Source organism: Rhodococcus sp. p52 (genome assembly GCF_000763325.2).
Lineage (GTDB): Bacteria > Actinomycetota > Actinomycetes > Mycobacteriales > Mycobacteriaceae > Rhodococcus > Rhodococcus pyridinivorans.
Genome location: NZ_CP016819.1, coordinates 1,932,993 through 1,953,309, shown reverse-complemented (window position 1 = coordinate 1,953,309; position 20,317 = coordinate 1,932,993). Strand labels below are relative to the sequence as shown.

Below are 20,317 nucleotides of genomic sequence, written 5' to 3'. Positions count from 1 at the left end.
GGGTACCGTGCGAACACGGTTCGGTGGCCGGCCGAGACCACCGGCAGACCGGAACACCCGCGGTACGAGTGATGCCACCGCCGTCGAGACGGCGGTGGCATCACTTCCGGTCACACGTCAACCACGATGCTTTCCGGGGGCAATACCTCCGGCAGGCGTCGTCGACGGCACCAAGGACGGAAGTTCCTCGGTCCTGAGCCGGCGGGGGCGTTCCGTCATCACGGTGGGCTGGACCGTGTGCACCTCGCTGAGGAGAGCGGCCGGGAAGTAGACCGACGCCGTGACACCGGCGTTCGTCTCGGTGTCGAAGGTCGGCCTCAGACGCACGCTCATGCCGTTGCGGGCCGCCAGACGCCCGATCACGAACAATCCCAGTTGACGCGGGGCGTCGACATCGGCATTCTCACCCGCCGCGAGACGGATATTGATCTCCTCCATGGTATCTCGGGGAATACCGATTCCGCGATCGGCGATATCGAGAAGCAGGCCACCCTCCACGGCGGAGGAGAACTCGAACCTGACGGGAGTGGTGGGCGGGGAAGCCCGCAGCGCGTTGTCGACGAGTTCGGCCACCAGATGCACCACGTCGTTCACCACCTTACCGACGAGATATCCGCGCGGGGTGTTCCCGATCTGCACCCGCTGGTAGTTCTCCACCTGGGACACCGCACCGCGGAGCACGTCGCCGAGCGGTGCGGGCCCGCTGCGAGTACGCGGGCGCGTGCCCGCGAGAACCAACAGGGATTCGCCGGTACGCCGCATGCGCGTCGCCAGATGATCGAGAGCGAACATGCTCTGCAACCGGGCGGGATCCTTCTCCTCGTATTCGAGAGATTCGATCAGCGAGAGTTGCTGTTCGACGAGGGTCTTGTTGCGGCGTGCCAGCGTCTCGAGCATCACGTTCACCTGTTTCCTCAGGTGGGCCTGCTCGCCGGCGAGACGCAGCGCCTGCGTGTTCATCGAATCCACCGCTCGGGAGAGTTCGCCGATCTCCTCGTCCGTATCGGTGCCGACGGGAGCGAGACGGACGGTGTCGATGTCGGCCCCGTCCTTGACCGCCGCGATGGCGGCGGGAAGCTCGGTGTTCGCCGCTGCGAGAGTGTTGTCTCGCAGACGTCCCAGGGGCACCGACAGGGAACGGATGACTGCTATCGCGAGGAGCAGAGCGAGTACGAGTGCTGCCGTGACGAAGAGCGCGTCGCGGGTGGCCGCGGTACGTGTCTCGTCCGCCAGTTCTTCGAGCGTCCCGATGATACGCGCGCTGGCGCTGTCGATCCCTTCCGCATAAGACCGGGACGCCGAAAGTACAGCGTTGCGAAGGTCTTCCCCGAATTGCCTGCTCGGCGTGAAGTTCTCGATCAACCTACGGCGCGCTTCGATACCGCCGAGCATCCCGTCGATCTGCCCGGTATCGAGCCCCGATCCTCGAAGGAGCCGCAGCGTCGACTCTTCGGTGTTCATGGCGCCGGTCGCCAGGATCCGGGCGGCTTCGGGGTTGGTGGCCAGCAGCCGGAAGGACTCCATCTGGTCGAGGAGGTTGAGCTGCGCGTCCCACATCAGGAGCAGGTTCGTGGCGTCGACGAGAGCGTCGTGGTTCTCGAACTGATCGAACAGATCTCGGAAGATATCCCTGCACCGCACCAGGAAGTCGGTGGTCATGCGACCGAACTCCTCGGCTCCGAGGGAGGAGTTCATGACCGCGGCGTAGAGCTGGTCGCCCTGCGCGAGCAGCGCATCGAGTTCTACGGCGACATCGGAGCTGAGATCGCTTCCTGCGGCGAGTTCCCTCAGAGTGTCCATGGACTGCGTCACATCGTCCGCGGCCACGCTCTTGGGCGTGAATCCGAGGCTCGTGGCGGCGGTAATGCTGATCACAGCGATGGAGAAGTCGAGCAGCGCCGGCGCGACAACGGTCTGCTCGGACAATGCGGCCGACCGCTGCGCCTCGTCGAGCTGAGTCGTGACGCGCACGGCACCGAGAGCGACAGCGAGGACGAGGGGAATCGACAGCACGGCCGCGAGTCTGTATTTGAGACGCCAGCGACCGATCTGCAGCGCACCTGTTCGGCTCGGCTCCAATTCTCGGATCTCCCTTTCACGGTGAAGAGAACGTGCTTCTCGGACATAAATTTCATCTTTCCGAAACGTTCTACACCAGATCCTCGTTCGGGCACATACTTCGTCCCGGGCACGGAGACGAATTCCGTGCCGGTCGTCCTCGCCCGAGGACCGGCTCCCTACGAACCGGTCGGCCGAACCGTCGATCGCCGCAGGACGAACACCGCCGTCGAGGGCTGGACCGCACACTTCCGCACCGGAGACGACGAGGAATCCCGGCGGCAGCCCGCCCCCGCCGCCCCCCGACAACCGTGCCCAGTCCTGTGTTCGTTCATCGATGCCCCCTGTTCGCGGCGTCGAACATACACAATGCGTGCGGAGGACGGTGAGGCGGTCCGCCCTTTTCGTCTACGGCGACAACGCTCCTCGCGTGCTCGAATACCCGATCAGGCCGCGCACCCGGCACCGAGGTCCGGTCGCCGACCGCCGGCGCGAATTGCAGAGCCGGCGCACGGCAGGGGTCGCGAACCCGGCATCGCCCCGTGGCACGCTCGCACGACACGAGACGCGGAGCCCTCCTGGACCCGGATCCGGAATGCTCCGCTCATCGCATCCGAGGGGACATCCCGGTGCCACTCACTTCGCCGCCGCGCGCATTCCCGCGCGCCGGCCGAAGAAGCTACCGTCACCGAGGGAGATGCCGCTGCAGTAGCCCCACGCCGAGAGGCCGGACGTACAACGGCCCGCCGCATACAGACCGGGAATCGGATCTCAGCCCACGTGAAGAACTTCCGAGTCCACCGAGGTCTGCAGTCCCCCAGGGTGAAACCTTCGGTCATGCCACGCAGATCGATCGCGGCGATCGGCGATCGGAGGGGCCGCACCCACTCCGCCTTCATTCCGAGGACCGGATCCGTCCCCGATTCGGCGCGCCGATTGTAGAGCCCCACCGTCGATCCGAGAGTTCCTGCGGGAAGACCCATTTCGGACTCGAGCTCCGACACCGTCTCACACCCAGGTCGGCTGGCGACGGAGTTGCGGACTCGAAGTCGGTGTGGCCATTCCTTCCTCGTAGGCCTGTTCGTCGATGACCAGGAACGCCTGATTGTCGTTCTGGTACATGGTGAGCTGGCCGGTCCGCCCGGGAGGTTGAAGGCTCCGTGGATCGCGGCACGATGGTCGGGTTCGATACTCGTTGCCGGCGTGTGGAACACCCGCTGGCTGTAGGTGCCGGGGTTGAGCCGAACCTCGATGTGTTCGATATCGTCCGGCCCCCGGCCGTGTTCACGGACGAGCGCGCGCAACGCATCGATGGAGGCACCCGTGTAGCAGCAAGGCCGGGCAGTACTTCACGGCACTGTCGAGTATCCACCACTTCATCTTTCCGTCGACGACCTCCATGAACGAGCATGCGAGGTTGAGCCGCGCGGTCATGTCGTAGCCGACAGCGACGGCACGGAGCAGGCTGTCGCCGGACGCATCGACGCGTTCGGCCTCGGCGCGGGCCGAGGAGACCACGATCGTCGCGAAGTGCGCCGAGTCGAAGAGTGTGTCGTCCGCGTCGAGCGCGTAGGTGATATCGGAGTTGAACGCAGCAGCAACGGCAGCAGGCGCTTTGGTCGAACGGCCGAACACCGTGGCCTCCTCGACCCCACCGAGGCGGTCGATCACCTTGTGTGCCATGCGAGTACGTTCCATGCGTAGGGACGGCCCGCGTCGAGATGCGTGAGGATCCGGCACGATCTGTAATCCACATCACTCTCCCCGAAGCCTGTGACGCACCGCCTTCCGGTCCCGCTCACCGGGAGCCGCCCTCCCGGGTGTACCGAGGCGATCGGACAGGGCCACCGACGCGACGATGCCACGGCGTCGTACGCCGTGGCATCGTCGGAAGGCATCCGGGTGGACGAACTCGATCAGCCCACCGGAGGCGAGAACGCCGCGAGCGGCTCGGAGCCCGACCAGTCGTGACCCCCGTAACTGTCCGCGGTGATTTCTTCTGCGGTGTAGAAGGTTTCGTCGACGAGCATGCCTTCGGTACCGAACTCGAGGTCCCATCCGCCGGGGGCACGCACGTAGAAGGAGACCATCTTGTCGTTGGTGTGCCGGCCCAGGGTCGACGAGATCGAGAAGCCCAACTTGTTCACCCGGTCCAGGGCCTGACCGACCGCGTCGAGCGTCTCGACCTCGAGCATCAGGTGCACGAGGCCGGGTTCGGCGGTGGGGGGAGCCGGGCACAACGCGAGGCTGTGGTGGCGGCGGTTGACGCCCAGGAACCGAACTGGGTGGCACACTCGTCGTGGAATCGGCACCCGGAGACGGAACCGCGGTCGCCGCAACCCTTCCGATCGGGCGGGTCGCATGAGTGCGGTACGTGTACTGCTCGTCGACGATCACCCGGTGGTACGGGCGGGACTACGCGCGTTGCTGGCGTCGCACGATGACATCATGGTGGTCGCCGAAGCATCGTCGGGTGAGGAAGCCGTGGCTTCGGCGTCGGCCGAGAAACCCGATGTGGTGCTGATGGATCTGCGTCTGGGATCGGGGATCGACGGGGCGCAGGCGACCGCCCGGATCCTGACTGCGGCCGATCCGCCGAGGGTCGTCGTACTCACCACCTACGACACGGACGCGGACATTCTGCGCGCGGTCGAAGCCGGTGCGGCGGGCTACCTCCTCAAGGACACCGACCCGAAAGTGCTGATCGAATCGGTGTTCGCGGCGGCCCGTGGGGAGACCGTCCTGGACCCGGACGTGGCCCAGCGCCTTTACCGCCGCATGCAGCAGCCCCGCACCGACCTCAGCGCCCGCGAAATCGAAGTGCTGTCGCTGGTCGCCGAAGGGTTGTCCAATCGCGCGATCGCCAAACAGCTCTTCGTCAGCGAGGCAACCGTGAAATCCCATCTGGTGCACGCTTTCACCAAATTGGACGTGGACAATCGCACCGCCGCAGTGGTCGCGGCGCGCGAGCGGGGCCTGATCGCGTGATCGGTGTCGAGGATCGGGCCAGGAGAACGAACCGTGCCTGCCCTCCCCGGACGCGAACCGCGCTGCCCCTCCGACCGTGTCGCTTCCAACGGACTCCATACCGAGGGCGAATACGAATCCGAGCGCCTCGGATTCGGAGCGGCCGAACTGTTCGTAGACCGAGCGGCGGTCGTTGCGCATGCAGGTCTGTGGGAAGACTGTGACAGTTCGAGTCCACCGGCAACCGCGTAGCCTTCCACTGCCGCGATCACCGGTTTGGAGAGCACGAGGCGCGTCGGCCGGTTCGGCGGCCATCGGACCGTCGACCGCGTTCCGGCGCTCGGGACGGGCCATGATCACAGTCGTTACCCGATCGCGCGTCTCGACGCGGATCGATTCGTACGGCGTCATGCCCGATCTCCCCGCTCAACAGCATCGGCTTCCCGGGTTCGCATCCGCTGCAGCGTGCCGCTCACGCCAGTAGTCGCGTTCGCTCAGCGGTGGTCGATCCGGATGCTGCCGGCGGTGCAGTTCGACGTACCTCGCGTAGTCGTGGTCGCCCATGACGGCACCGATCCACCACCACGCCCGACGCAGTGCTGTGATCACGACCCACCTCCGTCCCCGTCGCGATGCCGCGAGGCATGGGTGTGTGCGGCGCCCGGGGCGCGGACCTTGCCCGATGCGATCAGTTCGTCCCACTCCTTCTGCAGTTCCCTCTCGGCCGGGGTCGGCACGAAGCCCGCGGGCGCGAATATCTTCGACGGCACGTCGGGTGTTTCGGTGGTGGGCATACCTCCGGCCCGGACCGATCTGGTACACACCACTACTCCTGCGGCGACCACGATGAGCACGAGCACTGCGAACACGATCGACAACGTGCCCTGGATGAATGTGTTGCGGATGACGGCATCGATCTCGTCGGCAGTCTTCGCCGAACCGAATGTGGTTGCGCCGGAGTTCTTCGCGTCGACGAAAGCTCGGTGCTGGGCCCAGTACCCCACCGCGCGGTCGCCGGAGAAGATCTTCTGCCACGACGCCGTCATGGTCACGATCAGATCCCAAACCAACGGCACGCCGGGGATCCACGCCCACTTCACCAGTCCCTTCTTCACGACGACGGTGAGCACGACGGTCAGAGCGATCGCGGCGAGCAACTGGTTGGCGATGCCGAACAGTGGGAAGAGCGTATTGATGCCGCCCAGCGGGTCGGTGACGCCCATCAGCAGGATCGCACCCCACAGGCCGACGACGACCGCGGAGCACAACCAGGCGCCGGGACGCCAGGACGGATCCTTGAAGCGACGAGCGGGACCGCCGAAGTTGCCGAGCGAGTCCGAAAGCATGAACCGCGCGACACGCGTTCCCGCGTCGACGGTGGTGAGGATGAACAGCGCCTCGAACATGATCGCGAAGTGGTACCAGAACGATTTGAGGCTGTCGCCGCCGAACAGGTCGCTGAGCACCTGGGACATGCCGAACGCGAGCGTCGGGGCACCACCGGTACGGGAGATGATCGACTCCTCCCCGACGGATTCGGCTGCCGCCGAGATCTGTTGGGGGGTGATGTCGGGCGACCCCAGCCCGAGACCGTTGACGTAGGCGGCGGCGGTCTCCGGGGTGCCGCCGGTGAGGGCGGCCGGAGCGTTGAGCGTGAAGTACAGGTGCTGGTCGATGATGCAGGCGGTGACCAGCGCCATGATCGCGACGAACGACTCGGTGAGCATGCCGCCGTAGCCGATCAGCCGGATCTGTTTCTCCTTCTCGAGCAGTTTCGGGGTGGTGCCCGAGGAGATGAGCGCGTGGAATCCAGACAGTGCGCCACATGCGATGGTGATGAACAGGAACGGGAACAGCGACCCCGCGAAGGCCGGGCCGTCACCGTCGATGGCGAACGACGTGATGTCGGGCATCTCCAGGTTCGGTCGTGCGACGAGGATCCCGATCGCGAGCAGGACGATCGTGCCGACCTTCATGAAGGTCGACAGATAGTCGCGCGGGGCGAGCAGCAACCACACCGGCAGCACCGACGCCGCGAATCCGTAGGCGATCATCAGCCACGAAATCGTCACCGGGGACAGGGTGAACCAGTTCGTTCCCCAGTCGGTCTCGGCGACCCAGCCACCCGCGATGATCGCGACGAGCAGCAGAACGACGCCGATCAGCGACACCTCCGCGACCCTGCCGGGTCGCAGGTAGCGCAGATAGACGCCCATGAACAGTGCGATGGGAATGGTCATCGCGATGGAGAACAGGCCCCACGGGCTGTCGGCGAGCGCGTTCACGACCACCAATGCCAGCACCGCGATCAGGATGATCATGATGACGAAGACCGCGATGAGCGCCGCGACGCCGCCGATCGGCCCGAGTTCCTCGCGGGCCATCTGGCCGAGGCTGCGTCCGCGGCGGCGCGAGGAGATCCACAGGACGAGGAAGTCCTGGACCGCACCGGCGAAGACGACGCCGACGATGATCCAGATCGTGCCGGGCAGATAACCCATCTGGGCGGCGAGCACCGGGCCGACGAGCGGGCCCGCGCCGGCAATGGCGGCGAAGTGGTGGCCGAACAACACCCGACGGTCCGTCGGCATGTAGTCCTTGCCGTTCTCGAGTTCCTCGGCAGGTGTCGCACGGTCGTCGCGTGGCTGCACGATCTTGCGTTCGATGAACTTCGCGTAGAAGCGATAGGCGACGAGATAGGTGCACACGGCGGCAATGACGAACCAGACCGCGTTGATCTCCTCGCCGCGGACCAGCGCGATGATCGACCAGGCGACCGCCCCCAGAATCGCGAGCACGAGAAAGACGATCCTCGCGGTGGGTGATATCGGTGTCCGGTCGACGACACCGACCGGTGGAAGATCGGGGTCGGTCCGGAGATATTCCACCTCGCTGCTGGTCGGCGGCGCCGGGTCCACAGCCATATCGGCTCCTCACCAGGCTCGTCCGCAGACCCGCGGAGGTCGCGACGGGCCTCGAACGTGCTCGAATCTCGACCAGCGTCACGCTACCCGCGCGCGTCGACGAACGAACCGGAATCGATCAGCCGCGTGCGGCGATCCTGGCTTGCACCTCGGGCCGACGTAGCGGCGGCACCGACGGCGGGGGTTGCCGCCGCTCGGGAAGGGCCGCGAGCAATCTCGTCGTCGTCGCGGTCACTTCGGCGACGGCCTGTTCGAACGGCTCCCGGGTGGCGTCGGAGAGTTTGTGGATCCCGCTGACCTTACGGACGTACTGCCGTGCGGCCGCTTCGATCTCCTCGGCGGTCGCAGCCGGCTCGAGCCCCCGCAGCTCCGTGATGTTCCGGCACATGCTTCGAGGGTAGACGTCACCTCCGGACCGGACCATACGTTCGCTTCCGCGCGCCCGCTGTCCGTCCGCTGCGGCGATCGCAGCAGCGGGTGACGAACGGGCGCGCGGATGTGAAGGGGGTGGGTCAGACGCGTTCGATGATGGTCGCGTTGGCGGTCCCGCCACCCTCGCAGATGGTGAGCAGGCCGTAGCGACCACCGGTGCGCTCGAGCTCGTTGAGCAGCGTCGCCATCAGCTTGGTGCCGGTCGCGCCGAGCGGGTGGCCGAGGGCGATCGCGCCGCCGTTGACGTTGACCTTCGACGGGTCGGCGCCGATCTCCTTGATCCACGCCAGGACGACGGGCGCGAAGGCCTCGTTGATCTCGATGAGGTCGATGTCGTCGATCGTCAGGCCGGCCTTCTCGAGGGCGTACTGCGTGGCGGGGATCGGGGCGGTGAGCATGAAGATCGGATCGTCGCCGCGGGCGCTGAGGTGGTGGATGCGCGCGCGGGGCTTCAGGCCGTACTTCTTCACGGCCTCGTCGGAGGCGAGCAGCACCGCGGATGCGCCGTCGGAGATCTGGCTGGCGACGGCGGCGGTCAGGCGTCCGCCCTCGACGAGGGTCTGCAGCGACGCCATCTTCTCGAGGCTGGTCTCGCGCGGGCCTTCGTCGACGGTGGCGTCACCGAAGGGGACGATCTCGTTCTCGAAGCGTCCCTCGGCGATGGCGGCCTTGGCGCGCTCGTGGCTCTGCAGCGCCCACTTCTCGAGTTCCTCGCGGCTGAGGTCCCACTTCTCGGCGATCATCTCGGCACCCTTGAACTGCGACACCTCGTCGCTGCCGTAGCGCTCCGTCCAGCCCTTCGACCCACCGAAGGGGGTGTCGAAGCCGTACTGCTGCCCGACGATCATGGCCGCGGAGATCGGGATCTGCGTCATGTTCTGCACGCCACCGGCGACGATGAGATCCGCGGTGTCGCTGAGGATCGCCTGGGCACCGAAGTGCAGGGCCTGCTGGCTCGACCCGCACTGACGGTCGACGGTCACGCCGGGCACGTGCTGCGGGTAGCCGGCGGCCAGCCACGCGGTGCGGGCGATGTTGCCGGCCTGGCCGCCGATGGCGTCGACGCAACCGAACACCACGTCGTCGACGTCGGCGGGGTCGATGCCCGTGCGCTCGACGAGCGCCTTGATCACGTGCGCGCCCAGGTCGGCCGGGTGCACGTCCGCGAGCCCACCCTTCTTCTTGCCGATGGGGGTGCGCACCGCGTCGACGATGTAGGCCTCGGTCATGATGTCTCCTTACGAAGAATTCTGGTTCGACAGTCCGTCGAGAACGATGGAAAGGTATTGCTGGGCAACCTGATCGATACTGAGGGAGCCTCCGGGCCGGTACCAGCGCACGGCCACCCACACGGTGTCGCGCAGGAACCGGAAGACCAGTTCGACGTCGACGTCGGGCCGGAACGAACCGTCCGCGACGCCGCGTTCGATCACGCCCACCCACAGGTCGCGGAACTCGGTGTTGAGTTCGCCGATGTAGGCGAAGCGGTCGCCCTCGAGATGCTTGGCCTCACCCTGGTAGATCGCCACCGCGGCGTGCGACCGGTCGATCGCCTCGTAGGAGGTGGTGACGAGTGCCGCGAGGGTTTTGCGGGACGGCAGACCCGACGCGACGATCTTGCGGTACCGGTCGAACAGGTCGTCGAGGAAGGCCCGCAGGATCTCGTCCACCATCGACTCCTTGGAATCGAAGTGGTGGTAGAGGCTGCCGGAGAGGATTCCCGCCGCGTCGGCGATGTCGCGCACGGTCGTGGCCCGCACACCGCGCGACGCGAACAGGTCGGCTGCGATGTCGAGCAGTTCCGCGCGGCGTCCGGACTTGCTGGAGGTGTCGTCGCGTGAGGGAGTCATGACGGACATCCTTTCAAGCCGACCGAGAGCGCGTTCATGCGCGCTGGGAGGAGACCGACACGACCTCGCCGGTCAGATAGGTCGTGTAGTCGCTCGCGAGCATCGCGATGGTCGCCGCGACCTCCCAGACCTCGGCGGCGCGGCCGTAGGCCTCACCGGCGGCGAGGTTGTCGAGCAGTTCCTCGCTGGTGACCTTCGCGAGGAAGGGGTGTCGGGCGATGGACGGGGCGACGGCGTTGATGCGCACGCCGTATTCGGCGGCCTCGATCGCGGAGCAGCGGGTCAGGGCCATGACGCCGGCCTTCGCCGCCGCGTAGTGCGCCTGCGAGTGCTGGGCGCGCCAGCCGAGTACCGACGCGTTGTTGACGAGCACGCCGTTGTGGTCGACCGAGCGGAAGTAGCGCAGTGCCGCGCGGGTCGCGCGGAAGGTGCTGGTGAGGGTGATGTCGAGGACGCGATCCCATTCCTCGTCGGTCATCTCGACGACGGGCGTCTCCCCACCGAGTCCGGCGTTGTTGACGAGCACGTCGATGCGCCCTAGCCGGTCGGCGGCGCCGGTGATGAGGGCGTCGACCTGTTCGGTGGACGACACGTCGCACACGATCGTCGCGACCTGCTGTTCGGGGAACTCGGCCGCGAGCTTCTCCGCGGACTCGCCGAGCCGGCGCTCGTGGAAGTCGGAGACGAGCACGTCGGCGCCCTCGAGCAGCGAGCGACGCGCGGTGGCGAATCCGATGCCGGTACCGGCGGCGGCGGTGACCACGACCTTCTTGTCGCGGAGCAGTCCGTGGCCGGGGGTCTCGACCGGCGGGGTCGCGAGCGGGGATGCGGGACGGGGTGTTGCGGTCACGGACGTGCCTCCCGGGGAAGGCCGAGCACGCGCTCGGCGATGATGTTGCGCTGGATCTCGTTGGATCCGCCGTAGATGGTGTCGGCGCGGGTGAACAGGAACAGCCGCTGCCATTCCGCGAGCTCGAGATGTTCGGGATCGGTGATGTCGGAGGGATTTCCGGCATGGTCGTGATCGGGGCCGACGAGCGATGACGATCCCTGCACGTCCATGGCGAGTTGCCCCAGGTCGCGATGCCAGTTCGCCCACAGCAGTTTCGCGACCGAGGCCTGACCCGGGTCGGCGTCGCCGAGGGTGCGCAGGGCGTGGGCACGCATGACCCGCAGTTCGATCCGCGCGCGGGCGATGCGTTCGCGGAGGTGCGGATCGTCGATCGCACCGTTGCTCTCGGCGACGGAGACGATGCCGTCGAGTTCGCGGGCGAAGCCGATCTGCTGCCCGAGGGTGGAGACGCCGCGTTCGAAGGTCAGCAGACCCATCGCGACCTTCCACCCGTCGCCGGGGGCACCGACGACGAGGTCGGCGTCGGTGACGGCGTCGTCGAAGAAGACCTCGTTGAACTCGGAGGTGCCCGTGAGCTGCTGAATGGGCCGCACCGTGACGCCGGGCTGGTCGAGGGGCACGAGCAGGAAGCTCAGGCCGTGATGGCGGGTCGAACCGGGTTCCGTCCGCGCGACGACGAAGGCCCATTGTGCGACGTGTGCGAGCGACGTCCAGACCTTCTGACCGTTGATCACCCACTTGTCGCCCTCGAGGCGGGCGGTGGTGGAGACGTTGGCGAGGTCGGAGCCGGCTCCCGGTTCCGAGTAGCCCTGCGCCCACAGTTCGGTGACGTTACGGATCCCGGGCAGGAAGCGCTGCTTCTGTTCCTCGGTCCCGAACGCGATGAGGGTGGGGCCGAGCAGTTCCTCACCGAGGTGGTTGACGCGCGCGGGCGCGTTCGCCTTCGCGTACTCCTCGTGGAAGATCACGCGCTGATCCATGCTCGCGCCGCCCCCGCCGTACTCGGTGGGCCAGCCGATGCAGGTCCATCCGGCAGCGGCCAGATGCCGGTCCCACGCGAGTCGCTGTTCGAAGAACTCGTGTTCGCTTCCGGGTCCGCCCTTGCCTCTGAGCTCGGCGAATTCGCCGGTCAGGTTGTCTTCGAGCCACTGTCGGACGGTGGCTGCGAACTCCGCATTTTCCTGGCTCTCGCTCTCGTGCACATCCGTACGATAACCTACCAAGCAATTGCTAGGTAGGGAGCTCTGTGAACACACGACCGAGAACCACTCCGGCCGCACTCGTACGTGCCGCCGACACCTGGCCGGACCTGCTCGCGATCGCCGATGGCGACACCCGGCTGACCTTCGCACAACTGCGCGACCACGTCCGCGATGTCGCCGCGGCGCTCGTCTCCCGCGGCGTCGAACGCGGTGCGCGCGTCGTCATCTGGTCGCCCAACACGTTCCACTGGGTGATCGCTGCCCTGGGTACACATTGGGCCGGCGGGGTCGTCGTACCCCTCAACACCCGCTACACCGGAAACGAGGCCGCCGACGTCGTCGAGCGCGTCCGCCCCGAGGCCCTCGTCGTGGTCGGCGACTTCCTCGGTACCGACCGCTACACCGAACTGTGCAAGGCCGCTCCGGAACTGTCGATCCCGACGACCGTGCGGGTCCCGCTGGGCGGGAACGACGCGCCGATCGACGGGATCGTCGAGTGGGCGGACTTCCTGTCCTCCGCCACCGACGCCGCCCGCACCGAGGCCGACGCGCGCGCCGCGGCCGTGACCCCCGACGACGTCTCCGACATCCTGTTCACCTCGGGCACGACCGGCCGCAGCAAGGGCGTGCTCAGCGCCCACCGTCAGTGCATCGGTGTCGCGCAGGCGTGGGCCGAGTGCGCCGAACTGACGATCGACGACAACTACCTGATCATCAACCCGTTCTTCCACAGCTTCGGGTACAAGGCCGGCTTCGTCGCCGCACTGCTCCATGGCTCCACCGTCATCCCCCTCGCGACCTTCGACGTAGAGAAGGTCATGGCGATGGTCGCGGCCGAGCGCATCAGCGTCCTCCCGGGCGCCCCGACGATCTACCAGTCCATCCTCGACCACCCGCGGCGCGGCGAGTACGACCTGAGCAACCTGCGCATCGCCGTCACCGGCGCCGCACCCGTGCCCGTCTCCCTCGTCGAGCGCATGCAGAACGAACTGAGCTTCGACGCGGTGCTCACCGCCTACGGGCAGACCGAGGCGGTCGTCGCGACGATGTGCCGCACCGACGACGATCCCGTCACCGTCTCCACCTCGTCCGGACGCGCCACCGCGGAGTTCGAGGTGCGCATCGGCGACAAGGGCGAGATCCTGCTGCGCGGCCCGAACGTCATGCTCGGTTATCTCGACGATCCCGAGGCCACGGCCAAGACGATCGACGAGGACGGGTGGCTGCACACCGGCGATGTCGGGACCGTCGACGAACGCGGCTATCTCGACATCACCGATCGTCTCAAGGACATGTACATCAGCGGCGGATTCAACGTCTATCCGGCGGAGGTCGAAGCGGCACTGCTGCGCCTGCCGGGAGTCCACGAGGTCGGGGTGATCGGTGTCCCCGACGAGCGCATGGGTGAGGTCGGCCGGGCGTTCGTGGTCCCGCTGGACGGACATCCGCTCACCGAGGACGACGTGATCGCGTACGCCCGAGAGAAACTCGCCAACTTCAAAGCGCCGCGATCGGTTCGGTTCATCGATGCGCTGCCCCGAAACCCGTCCGGCAAGGTACTGAAGAACGTTCTGCGTGAGGAGAAGTCATGACCGTCCCGTTCGAGCCCGATGTCGTCACCTACGAGGTGCGCGACGGCGTCGCGATCGTCACTCTCAACCGACCCGATTACCGCAACGCCCAGAACTCGGTCATGACCTACGCGCTCGACGCCACCTTCGAGAGGGCCGTCGAGGACGACGAGGTCAAGGTGATCGTGCTGGCCGGCAACGGCAAGCACTTCTCCGCCGGCCACGATCTGGGCACCCCGGGCCGCGACCACCACGTCCACTACGACAACAAGGCCGTGATGTGGTGGGATCACGTCGACAAGCCCGGCGGCGACCAGCGCTACGCCCGTGAGATGGAGGTCTACCTGGGGATGTGCCGCCGCTGGCGCGAGATCCCCAAGCCCACCATCGCGTCGGTGCAGGGCGCCTGCATCGCCGGTGGTCTCATGCTGGCGTGGGTGTGCGACCTGATCGTCGCGTCCGAGGATGCCTTCTTCTCCGATCCCGTGGTCCGCATGGGCATCCCGGGTGTCGAGTACTTCGCGCACCCGTGGATCCTCGGAACGCGCTTCGCGAAGGAGATCCTCTACACCGGTGATCGTTTCAGTGCCCAGCGCGCCTACGAGGTGGGCATGGTCAGCCGCGTCGTGCCGCGTGAGGAACTCGAGAACGAGACCCTCGCCCTCGCCGCCCGCATCGCGGAGATGCCCCGCTTCGGGCTCGCGCTCACCAAGCGCGCCGTCAACCAGTGCGAGGACCAGATGGGCATGCGCAACGGCATGGACTCGGTCTTCGGCCTGCACCACTTCGCGCACGCGCACAACGCCGAGGTCGGCGCCGACTCGCTCGGCGGCATGAACGCCAAGTCGATGGCCGCGAGCGCTCGTCCGGTGGAAGGAGCGAAGTAGTGGATCTGCAGCTCGACGACGCCACCCTCGCGTTCCGCGACGAGGTACGCGCCTTCCTCGCCGAGAACGTCCCCACGACGCCGCTCGAGTCGATGGACACGGCCGAGGGCTTCGAGGAACACCGGCAGTGGGAACGGACCCTCGCCGATGCACGCCTGTCGGTCGTCTCCTGGCCCGAGGAACTCGGCGGCCGCGACGCGACCCTCGAGCAGTGGGTCGTGTTCGAGGAGGAGTACCACCGCGCCGGTGCGCCCGGCCGGGTGAGCCAGAACGGTATCTTCCTGCTCGCACCCACCCTGTTCGAGCATGCCCACCCCGAACAGCTCGCCCGCATCATGCCGCGCATGGCCCGGGCCGACGACATCTGGGCCCAGGCCTGGTCGGAACCCGAGTCCGGCTCCGACCTCGCGTCGCTGCGCTCGACCGCCACGAAAGTCGACGGCGGCTGGCTGCTCAACGGCCAGAAGACCTGGAGCTCGCGGGCGTCCTATGCCGACATGGGTTTCGGTCTGTTTCGCTCCGACCCGGAGGCCCAGCGGCACAAGGGCATCACCTACTTCATGTTCGACCTGCGGGCCGAGGGCGTCACCGTGCGACCGATCCCGCAGCTCGACGGTGAGCCGGGCTTCGCAGAGATCTTCCTCGAGGACGTCTTCGTCCCCGACGACCCGGAGCGTCCCGGTGAGTCCGGTGTGATCGGTGCGGTGAACGAAGGATGGCGGGTCGCGATGAGCACCGCCTCCAACGAGCGCGGTCTGTCGCTGCGTGCGCCGGGCCGATTCCTGGCGGCCACCGACCGGCTGCTGCGCGCCTACGGCGAGTCCGATCTCCACGGCGACACCGCGCTGCGCAACCGCGTCGCCGACGCGTGGATCGGGGCGCGCGCCTACGAGCTGTCGACCTGGGCGACCGTCACGCGCCTGACCGCGGGCGGACAGCTCGGCGCCGAATCGTCGATCAACAAGGTGTTCTGGTCCGAGTGGGACATCGCCGCGCATGAGACGGCGCTCGACCTGCAGGGTGCGGACGCCGAACTCGTCGACGGCTGGACCGACGGTTACCTGTTCTCGCTGTCGGGCCCGATCTACGCCGGTACCAACGAAATCCAGAAGAACGTCATTGCCGAGCGGCTGCTCGGCCTTCCGAGGGGTGATCGATGAGATTCGCACTCGACGAGTCCCATGAGGACTTCGCGTCCAGTATCGACGCCCTGCTCACCAAGTCGGATATGCCGCAGGTGATCCGTGCGTGGAACAGCGGCGACACGGCACCGGGTCTGCAGGTGTGGGAGCGACTGGCCGAGACCGGCGTCAACGGTCTGCTCGTTGCCGAGGAGCACGACGGCCTCGGGGCCGACGCGGTCGATCTCGTCGTCGCCGTCGAACAGCTCGGTCGCCACGCTGTGCCCGGTCCGGTGGTCGAAACCGTCGCGGTGGCACCGGTTCTGCTCGCCGCCGTGGCACCCGAGCGTCTCGGCCCGCTTGCCGCCGGATCGCTCGCCACCGTCGCGATGCTCCCCCACGCGCCGTACGCGGTCGACGCGCACGTCGCCGACCTCGCGCTGCACGTCGCCGACGGCACAGTCTCGATGGGCACCGCCGGGGACACGCGCGAGTCGGTCGACCGGTCGCGCACGCTCGCCTCGCTCACCGTCGGCGAGTCGCTCGGATCGGCAGATACCGCTGCGGCTTTCGACATCGGTGTCCTGGCGTCTGCAGCTCAGCTCCAGGGCCTGGGCCGGACTCTGCTCGACACCACCGTCGAGTACGCGCAGCAGCGCAAGCAGTTCGGTCGTGCGATCGGCTCCTTCCAGGCCGTCAAGCACCACCTCGCCGAGGTGGCGATCGCGCTGGAGATGGCACGTCCGCTGCTGCACGGCGCGGCCATCGCCGTCCGCGACGAGCTGTCCACCGCGTCCCGGGACGTCTCGGCCGCGAAGGTCGCGTGCGGCGATGCCGCCTATCTCGCCGCGCGCACGGCACTGCAGGTGCACGGCGCCATCGGCTACACCCAGGAATACGATCTGTCGCTGTGGATCACGAAGGTCCGCGCGCTCGTCACTGCGTGGGGCACCCCCGACGAGCACCGGGCACGCGTGGTCGCGGCACTCGAGAGCGAGGCGTCGTGACGTTCGAGACGGAAGAGCGTGCCGCACTGCGGGACTCGGTACGCACCCTGCTCGCCAAGCACTCCGATTCGGCTGCCGTGAGGCGGGCGATCACCACCGGCAGCGGATACGACGACGAACTGTGGACGATGCTCGTCGAACAGGTCGGGGTCGCGGCCCTCGCCGTTCCGGAGGAGTACGACGGTGTGGGCGCCTCGTGGGTCGAGACCCACGTGGTCCTCGAGGAACTCGGCCGCACCCTCACGCCGTCGCCGTTCCTGGGGTCGGCGGTGCTCGCGGCGCAGACCGTGCTGCTGTCCGGTGATGCCGACGCGGCGGCGCGTCTGCTCCCCGGCATCGCGGCCGGCGAGGTCGTCGCAGTGTGCTGGGCGTCGGCCGCCGGCTGGCAGCGTCCCGGCGTGAGCGCCGAGGGCGACGTGCTGACCGGAACCGCGCACTACGTGCTCGGCGGCGACATCGCGTCCACCCTGCTCGTGCTCGCCACCGACGGCGACACGGTCGGCCTGTTCGAAATCGACCCGGAGACCGACGGGGTGTCGCGACGCCGCGTGCCCACGATGGATCCCACGCGTTCCCTCGCGGAGGTGTCGTTCTCGGCGGTGACCGGTCGTCGCCTGGCGTCGTCCGACGATCTCGTCGACCGGTTGCGGGCGTCCGCGGCGATCGCCCTGTCGGCCGAGCAGGTGGGCGCCGCGCAGGCCGTGCTCGACCTGACCGTCGACTATGCGAAGAACCGCAAGCAGTTCGGTCGCGCGATCGGGTCGTTCCAGGCGCTCAAGCACCGCATGGCCGACATGTACGCGCTCGTGGAGACGGCGCGGTCGATGTCGTATGCGGCTGCGTTGTCGCAGGATCCGCAGGACGCGTACGCAGCGAAGATCTACTGTTCGGAGGCCTTCCAGCAGGTCGCCTCGGAGGCCGTGCAGTTGCACGGCGGGATCGCGATCACCTGGGAGCACGACGCGCAGTTGTTCTTCAAGCGGGCGCACGGCAGCGCCCAGTTGTTCGGGCAACCGCGCGAATACCTGAGCGCGGTCTCCGCCTGAGCAATATCGTCGGCGGCGATCCCTGCGAAAGATCGGTGATGCGCCTCCTCGATTCCTCGGTTCCGCTCCCCGTTCGTCCCCGCCGCGTCCTCGTGGCGGGGACGTCCGGTTCCGGCAAGACGACCCTCGCCGCGAGGATCGGGGAGATCCTCGACCTTCCGCACGTCGAGATCGACGGGCTCCATCACGGTCCGAACTGGACGCCGCGTCCGTCCTTCCGCGACGACGTCGAGGAGTTCACCGCGCAGTCTCGCTGGGTGACGGAGTGGCAGTACACCGCGGTGCGGCCGCTGCTCGTCGAGCGCGCCGACCTGATGGTGTGGCTCGACCTGCCGCGGAGCACGGTGATGCGCCAGGTGGTGTGGCGGACGCTGCGACGCCGGGTGCGCCGGGAAGAACTGTGGAACGGCAACATCGAACCGCCCCTGCACACCTTCTTCCGCGATCGCGACCACATCGTGCGCTGGGCGTGGCGCACCCACGGCGGATATCGCGACCGCGTCCTCACCGCGCTCACACAGCGTCCCGATCTGCCGGTCGTACGGCTGACGAGCCGCCGGGAGGTCGATGCGTGGGCGGCGCTGCTCGCCTGCCGTCCCCCGAGGTCCGGCGGATGAACTCGACGCCCGCCTCGACGCCCGCGGGCCGGAGAGCACCTGATCGTCCGGGATTCCTCGCGCCCGCCGCGGCGGCTCGCTAACGTCGGAGAGATGACACCTCCCACGATCACGCTGAATTCCGGAACGACGATCCCGCAGCTGGGCCTGGGAGTCTGGCAGGCCACCAACGACGAGACCGAACATGCGGTCCGATACGCGATCGACGAGGCCGGTTACCGGCACATCGACACGGCCGCGGCCTACGGCAACGAGGAAGGCGTCGGGCGCGCGCTCGCCGCGTCGTCGGTGCCGCGCGAGGACATCTTCGTCACCACCAAGCTGTGGAACTCCGATCAGGGTTACGAGCCGGCGCTGAAGGCCTTCGACACGAGCCTGAAGAAGCTGGGCACCGAGTACGTCGACCTCTACCTGATCCACTGGCCGCTGCAGGACCGCGAGCGGATCCTGCGCACCTGGGACGCCCTCGAGAAGATCGCCGAGTCCGGGCGCGCGAAGGCGGTCGGGGTGTGCAACTTCGAACCGCACCACCTGCAGTTGCTGGTCGATCGTGGCGGGTTGTTGCCTGCGGTGGATCAGGTGGAGTTGCATCCGCACCTGTCGCAGCAGGAGATCCGCCGGTTCGCGTCCGAGCACGGCATCGCCGTGGAGTCGTGGAGCCCGCTCGGTGGCACGAGCAACTCGGGGTGGGGTCCGAACTCGAAGCCGAACACCCTGCTCGTCGACCCGATCGTCACCCGCATCGCCGATCGTCACAGCAAGTCGGCCGCGCAGGTGCTGATCCGCTGGCATCTGCAGAACGGGCTGATCGTCATCCCGAAGTCGGTGCACGAGCAGCGCATCTCCCAGAACATCGACGTCTTCGACTTCGAGCTCGACGAGCTCGACCTCAGCGAACTCGACACGCTCGACGACGGCACGCGGGTGGGCGCGCATCCCGACGAGATGAACATCGGCGCTCCTTCCTAGTCCCTCCCCCCCGGAACTGGAACGTGTTCTCATTGTCGGGGTACGCACGTCCGACTTCCGGAAGGCAGCGATGAGCGAGACGACGACGCATGTAGTGCTGGGCAAGCCGGTCACCATGCCCGTGCAGGTCCGAACGGCCACGGCGTTCATGGGGATGTTCTCGGTTCCCGTGCGCCCCGCGCAGGAACTCGTCGCCCGCACCGGGCTCGAGATCCTGCAGTACCGCCCGGACCACGGGATCTGCACGCTCGTCTTCGTGGACTACGTCGACGGGGACCTCGGCCCGTACAACGAGTTCGGGGTGTGCTTCCTCGTCCGCAACCATCACAACCGCGGCGACGGCATCGTCGGCGACTGGCGGAGCCTGGTCGGCGGGCAGGCCGGTGCGCTCATCCACCATCTGCCCGTCGACGGCGACTTCACTCTTGCGGCGGGACGCGGCATTTGGGGGTTCCCGAAGACCCTCGCCGACTTCGACACCGACCACGACAGCAGCACCAAGCGCGGTTCGGTCTCCGCCGACGGTGTGCTGATCGCCGAACTGGCGGTGGCGCCCGGATTTCCGGTGCCGGGCAACGGCCTTGCAGCCTCGCTCGCCGCCTACTCGCACATCGACGACGTCACCCGTTGCACGACCTGGGAGATGAATCCGAGCGGCGTGCGCACCCGGCTCGGCGGCGCGACCCTACGGTTGGGGACGCATCCGATCGCCGACGAACTGCGGTCGCTCGGTCTGCCCCGACGCGCACTGACCTCGTCGTCGATCGCCGATCTGCGGATGATCTTCGGCAACGCGACCGTCGTCTGAGGCTC

Annotated in this window: 18 protein-coding genes and 3 pseudogenes; 9 read left to right on the top strand and 12 right to left on the bottom strand. The window is 67.5% G+C overall.

Translation table 11 applies throughout. The features are described 5' to 3' along the window. Positions 1-117: 117 nt before the first annotated feature. The 4 genes and pseudogenes from IM25_RS09035 to IM25_RS09025 form a co-directional block, all read right to left on the bottom strand. A complete protein-coding gene (locus IM25_RS09035) occupies positions 118-2,079 on the bottom strand; it encodes an ATP-binding protein (protein WP_006551935.1) in 1,962 nt (653 codons plus the stop codon). A 615-nt stretch (positions 2,080-2,694) separates the two neighbouring features. Further along, positions 2,695-3,204, bottom strand: a pseudogene (locus IM25_RS26770) (FAD-binding protein); the annotation flags it as partial. Positions 3,205-3,342: 138 nt separating this feature from the next. Next, entirely contained in the window at positions 3,343-3,756 is a 414-nt protein-coding gene (locus tag IM25_RS09030) for an MmgE/PrpD family protein (RefSeq protein WP_084222262.1), read from the bottom strand. Positions 3,757-3,974: 218 nt separating this feature from the next. Further along, positions 3,975-4,340: pseudogene (locus tag IM25_RS09025) on the bottom strand (VOC family protein); the annotation flags it as partial. Positions 4,341-4,419: 79 nt separating this feature from the next. Here IM25_RS09025 and IM25_RS09020 point away from each other — a divergent pair. Further along, on the top strand, positions 4,420-5,046 hold the full coding sequence (locus IM25_RS09020; RefSeq protein ID WP_006550423.1) for a response regulator: 627 nt from the start codon (positions 4,420-4,422) through the stop codon (positions 5,044-5,046). Between the two features lie 27 nt (positions 5,047-5,073). Here IM25_RS09020 and IM25_RS26765 read toward each other — a convergent pair. The 8 genes and pseudogenes from IM25_RS26765 to IM25_RS08985 all read right to left on the bottom strand — a co-directional run. Beyond that, a pseudogene (locus IM25_RS26765) lies at positions 5,074-5,436 on the bottom strand (crotonase/enoyl-CoA hydratase family protein); the annotation flags it as partial. Between the two features lie 15 nt (positions 5,437-5,451). Beyond that, a complete protein-coding gene (locus IM25_RS09015; RefSeq protein ID WP_019290138.1) occupies positions 5,452-5,634 on the bottom strand; it encodes a YbdD/YjiX family protein in 183 nt (60 codons plus the stop codon). Beyond that, entirely contained in the window at positions 5,631-7,949 is a 2,319-nt protein-coding gene (locus IM25_RS09010) for a carbon starvation CstA family protein (protein WP_065995975.1), read from the bottom strand. Before IM25_RS09010 ends, IM25_RS09015 begins: the two co-directional genes overlap by 4 nt. Before the next feature lie 118 nt (positions 7,950-8,067). Next, positions 8,068-8,337 carry a DUF2277 domain-containing protein gene (locus tag IM25_RS09005; RefSeq protein WP_006550426.1) on the bottom strand — a complete coding sequence of 90 codons (270 nt, stop codon included), beginning with the start codon at positions 8,335-8,337 and terminating at the stop codon, positions 8,068-8,070. Between the two features lie 124 nt (positions 8,338-8,461). Next, a complete protein-coding gene (locus tag IM25_RS09000) occupies positions 8,462-9,610 on the bottom strand; it encodes an acetyl-CoA C-acetyltransferase (protein ID WP_033096893.1) in 1,149 nt (382 codons plus the stop codon). A 9-nt stretch (positions 9,611-9,619) separates the two neighbouring features. Next, a complete protein-coding gene (locus IM25_RS08995) occupies positions 9,620-10,231 on the bottom strand; it encodes a TetR/AcrR family transcriptional regulator (RefSeq protein ID WP_006550428.1) in 612 nt (203 codons plus the stop codon). Between the two features lie 34 nt (positions 10,232-10,265). Next, a complete protein-coding gene (locus IM25_RS08990) occupies positions 10,266-11,081 on the bottom strand; it encodes an SDR family oxidoreductase (RefSeq protein ID WP_033096894.1) in 816 nt (271 codons plus the stop codon). After that, positions 11,078-12,286: an acyl-CoA dehydrogenase family protein gene (locus IM25_RS08985; RefSeq protein ID WP_065995974.1), complete on the bottom strand. Its 1,209-nt coding sequence runs from the start codon at positions 12,284-12,286 to the stop codon at positions 11,078-11,080. Before IM25_RS08985 ends, IM25_RS08990 begins: the two co-directional genes overlap by 4 nt. A 44-nt stretch (positions 12,287-12,330) precedes the next feature. On the opposite strand from IM25_RS08985, the gene IM25_RS08980 reads away from it, so the two are divergent. From IM25_RS08980 to IM25_RS08945, 8 genes are all read left to right on the top strand, one after another. Further along, the gene (locus tag IM25_RS08980; protein ID WP_033096896.1) at positions 12,331-13,878 is read left to right on the top strand and encodes a FadD3 family acyl-CoA ligase; all 1,548 of its coding nucleotides are present in this window, start codon (positions 12,331-12,333) and stop codon (positions 13,876-13,878) included. Then, positions 13,875-14,744: an enoyl-CoA hydratase gene (locus IM25_RS08975; protein ID WP_033096897.1), complete on the top strand. Its 870-nt coding sequence runs from the start codon at positions 13,875-13,877 to the stop codon at positions 14,742-14,744. Before IM25_RS08980 ends, IM25_RS08975 begins: the two co-directional genes overlap by 4 nt. After that, positions 14,744-15,904 carry an acyl-CoA dehydrogenase family protein gene (locus IM25_RS08970; protein ID WP_033096898.1) on the top strand — a complete coding sequence of 387 codons (1,161 nt, stop codon included), beginning with the start codon at positions 14,744-14,746 and terminating at the stop codon, positions 15,902-15,904. The genes IM25_RS08975 and IM25_RS08970 overlap by 1 nt, the downstream gene beginning before the upstream one ends. After that, positions 15,901-16,872: an acyl-CoA dehydrogenase family protein gene (locus tag IM25_RS08965; RefSeq protein ID WP_033096899.1), complete on the top strand. Its 972-nt coding sequence runs from the start codon at positions 15,901-15,903 to the stop codon at positions 16,870-16,872. Before IM25_RS08970 ends, IM25_RS08965 begins: the two co-directional genes overlap by 4 nt. Then, positions 16,869-17,918, top strand: a complete 1,050-nt coding sequence (locus IM25_RS08960; protein ID WP_033096900.1) for an acyl-CoA dehydrogenase family protein — start codon at positions 16,869-16,871, stop codon at positions 17,916-17,918. The genes IM25_RS08965 and IM25_RS08960 overlap by 4 nt, the downstream gene beginning before the upstream one ends. Before the next feature lie 38 nt (positions 17,919-17,956). Further along, positions 17,957-18,535 (top strand): ATPase AAA, encoded by a 579-nt coding sequence (locus tag IM25_RS08955; protein WP_033096901.1) that lies wholly within the window; start codon positions 17,957-17,959, stop codon positions 18,533-18,535. A 93-nt stretch (positions 18,536-18,628) separates the two neighbouring features. Further along, on the top strand, positions 18,629-19,504 hold the full coding sequence (locus IM25_RS08950) for an aldo/keto reductase (RefSeq protein ID WP_033096902.1): 876 nt from the start codon (positions 18,629-18,631) through the stop codon (positions 19,502-19,504). Between the two features lie 70 nt (positions 19,505-19,574). Next, positions 19,575-20,312 (top strand): acetoacetate decarboxylase family protein, encoded by a 738-nt coding sequence (locus IM25_RS08945; RefSeq protein WP_033096903.1) that lies wholly within the window; start codon positions 19,575-19,577, stop codon positions 20,310-20,312. Positions 20,313-20,317 lie beyond the last annotated feature (5 nt).